Consider the following 3,281-nt stretch of genomic DNA (forward strand, 5'->3'; position numbering starts at 1 on the left):
AATCTTGATAGGTTTTGGTTTTGGTTTGTTTTTGCGGTAACTGATATTGGATTTTCTTCGATCAGACTCAGTTGCCGGGGGTAGCCCGGCTGCTACTCACTTTTCTTGCTTCGCCAAGAAAAGTAAGCAAAAGAAGGCGACCGCACAGCCGCTGCCCTTCGGGTTCCCGTTTGTGCAAATCAAGAAATGGGAAGCGAACGAAACTCGCCTTCGGCTCAGACAACGTTCACTTCTTTATCCATTTTCTGCTTCGCACAAACGGCAGCGTCACAGCGGGTGAAATTCAAAATCAACTTCCCGAAACAATTCAAGAGCAACAGCAGCCAGGCTACCCCCGGCAACTGAGTATCATCGAAGAAAAAACAATTTCAGTTATCACTAGAAGCCAACAAGATAGAGAAACATCTCTGAAAGCATCAATATCTTCCTGTATTACATGATGCAAGCAAGTCATCCGGTAAAATAGCGCCCTGATCTGAATTCTCACCCATCAATTTTTTCTGCATACGCCATGACCCAAGATGAAATGAAACAGGCAGTTGCCCGCGCCGCTATCGATTATGTAGTGCCAGGCGAAATCATAGGCGTCGGTACCGGCTCCACCGCCAATTTCTTCATCGATGAACTGGGCAAGATCAAGGACAGCATCAAAGGCGCAGTGGCTTCTTCCGAGGCGACGGCAGAGCGCTTGCGGGCGCACGGTATAGCCGTGTTCGATTTGAATGATATCGATGCGCTGTCGGTGTATATCGACGGTGCCGATGAGATCACGCCGCAGGGTGCAATGATCAAGGGCGGCGGCGCTGCATTGACGCGCGAAAAAATCGTGGCTTCCGTAGCCAGACAATTTGTCTGCATAGCCGATGGCTCGAAACTGGTGGATTTGCTTGGCAACTTCCCGCTACCGGTCGAGGTGATTCCGATGGCGCAAGCCGTGGTGGCGCGCAGGCTGACGGCACTCGGCGGTCAGCCGCGCTTGCGCATCAGGGATGGCAAGCCGCTTGTGACCGATAACGGCTGCTACATCATAGATGTGCTGGGCTTGAAAATTCAGCATCCTGCCGAACTGGAAGCACAAATCAACGATATCGTTGGCGTGGTGACGGTAGGCCTGTTTGCGCGACGCGGTGCCGATATCGGCTTGCTGGGTACCGCAGAAGGCGTCCGGCGTCTGACATTTTAATTTGATGTTTAGTTTGATGTTTTAAACTGCAGCAGTTGCAGGAAATCCTGCTTCGCCACTGGTTTACCCATCAGGTAACCCTGGCCCTCATTGCAGCCATTTTGCAAAAGAAACTGGTATTGATCTTCGGTTTCTATCCCTTCCGCCAGCACTGTCAAATTCAGGTTGTGTCCGAGTGAAATAATCGCTTTGACTATGGCCGCGCTATCCTGATCGGTGGCGATGTCGCGTACGAACGATTGGTCTATTTTCAGGGTGTCGACCGGGAAGCGCTTCAGATAGCTGAGGCTGGAATAACCGGTGCCAAAATCATCGAGCGAAATTTTTACGCCCAGCGCACGCAGGCGCGTCAACAGCGCAAACGATTTTTCCACGTCGGTGGTCATCACGCTTTCGGTAATTTCCAGCTCCAGGTATTGCGCTTCCAGTCCGGTTTGCGCCAGTACGCGTTCCACCAGTTCGACGATATCGCCGCGTGCAAGCTGACGCGGCGAGAGATTGACCGAGATCGGCATCGGCGCATGGCCGGCTAGCTGCCAGCTGCGGTTTTGCAGACAGGCGGTATGCAGCACCCACTCGCCTATCTGGATGATCAAGCCGGTTTCTTCTGCCAGCGGAATGAAGCTGGCCGGCGTCACCATGCCTTGCGTGCTATTCCAGCGTATCAACGCTTCGGCACCGATTATTTCCCCGCTTGCCAGGCTGACCTTGGGTTGATAGTGCAGCACGAATTCATCATTCGGGATGGCCAGGCGCAAACGGTTCAGCAGCGCCAGCCTGTCGGTCACGGTATCGTTCATTTCCGCAGCAAAATACTGGAAGTTATTGCGCCCCAGTTCTTTCGCCTTGTACATTGCCGAATCCGCATTCTTCAGCAAGGCTTCGACATCGCGGCCATCGTCAGGGCAGAGCGTGACGCCTATGCTGCAGGTGATGCGAAATTCCAGGTCGTTTGCCATCCACGGTTGCGCGACTTCATGCAGCACACGCTGCATCGTGTGCGTAATTGATTCCTCATTCGGCTGGCCGGTAAGCAGCAGGACGAATTCATCGCCACCCTGGCGCGCAACGGTATCGCTTTCGCGCAGGCAGGAGGTGAGGCGTTGTGCGGTAATTTTCAGCAGCTCATCGCCGACCTGATGGCCCAGGCTATCGTTGATGAACTTGAATTGATCCAGATCCAGGAAAGCGATGGCCGTGAGATTGCCGTAGCGCGCCGAATGCAATACTGCCTGCTGCATCCGATCGTAGAGCAGGGTGCGGTTCGGCAAGCCGGTTAATGCATCATGCGTGGCCTGGAACTGGATCTCGGCTTCATGCAGCTTGCGTTCGGTAATCGCTTCTACCGTCCCTTCAAAAAACAGCAGGGTGCCTGCGCTGTTATGCACGGCACGCGCGTTTTCCGATATCCAGATGATTTCGCCGTTACGCCGGTAGATGCGCGATTCAAAATTGGTGACGACGCCGTTTTGCGCCATCAGTTGCATGAATTCGCAACGGCGATTCGGGTCCACGTAGACAGCGTGTTCGATGTCGCGCAGCGTGGCAACCAACTCTTGCGGCGAGTCGTAGCCATACATGCTGGCAAGGGCGGGATTGACGGCCAGATAGCCGTCGGCCGGTGTTGACTGATAAATGCCTTCGATCGCATTTTCAAAAATACTGCGGTAGCGCCGCTCGGCTTCGCGCAATGCCTCGTCAGCCCGCTTGCGCTCGGTGATGTCCTGGATAAAACCTTCGAGTACGTCCCATGCCTTGTTGCCATGCGTAATATTGGTGCCGCGTTCCCACACCCATCGAACGCTGCCGTCGGCGCGCACGATGCGGTATTCGATGTCGAAGCGCTGCTTGTTTCTGACTGCATCCAGTATGGATGTGCGCACGCGCTGTCTATCGTCAGGATGCGTAATATCGTCGTAGGAGACGCGGCTGTTGAACAGGATGTCTTCTTCCGTATAGCCGGTCAGCGCAAGGCATCCTTCGCTGACAAACTCCATCGTCCAGTGATCATCCAGACGGCAGCGATAGACCATGCCTTCCAGATTGGCCAGCAGCGTTCCCAGCAAACGGGCTTGCAAGGTAGGATCGGCAGGGTGGG

Annotated in this window: 2 protein-coding genes; one reads left to right on the forward strand and one right to left on the reverse strand. The window is 54.3% G+C overall.

Features of this window, described 5'->3' with window-relative positions; all coding sequences use genetic code 11:
- The first annotated feature begins 511 nt into the window (after window positions 1–511).
- The gene (gene rpiA / locus Q7T06_RS03120; RefSeq protein WP_304779995.1) at window positions 512–1,183 is read left to right on the forward strand and encodes a ribose-5-phosphate isomerase RpiA; all 672 of its coding nucleotides are present in this window, start codon (window positions 512–514) and stop codon (window positions 1,181–1,183) included.
- Window positions 1,184–1,191: 8 nt separating this feature from the next.
- Here rpiA and Q7T06_RS03125 read toward each other — a convergent pair.
- Window positions 1,192–3,281: putative bifunctional diguanylate cyclase/phosphodiesterase (locus tag Q7T06_RS03125; protein ID WP_370652333.1), on the reverse strand; the 2,090-nt coding region annotated here is incomplete at its 5' end.

This window comes from Herminiimonas sp. (assembly GCF_030645555.1).
Taxonomy (GTDB): Bacteria; Pseudomonadota; Gammaproteobacteria; order Burkholderiales; family Burkholderiaceae_D; genus Oxalicibacterium.

Coding starts and splice junctions, on each gene's coding strand:
- rpiA (WP_304779995.1), top strand. CDS start 512: ATGACCCAAGATGAAATGAAACAGGCAGTTGCCCGCGCCGCTATCGAT.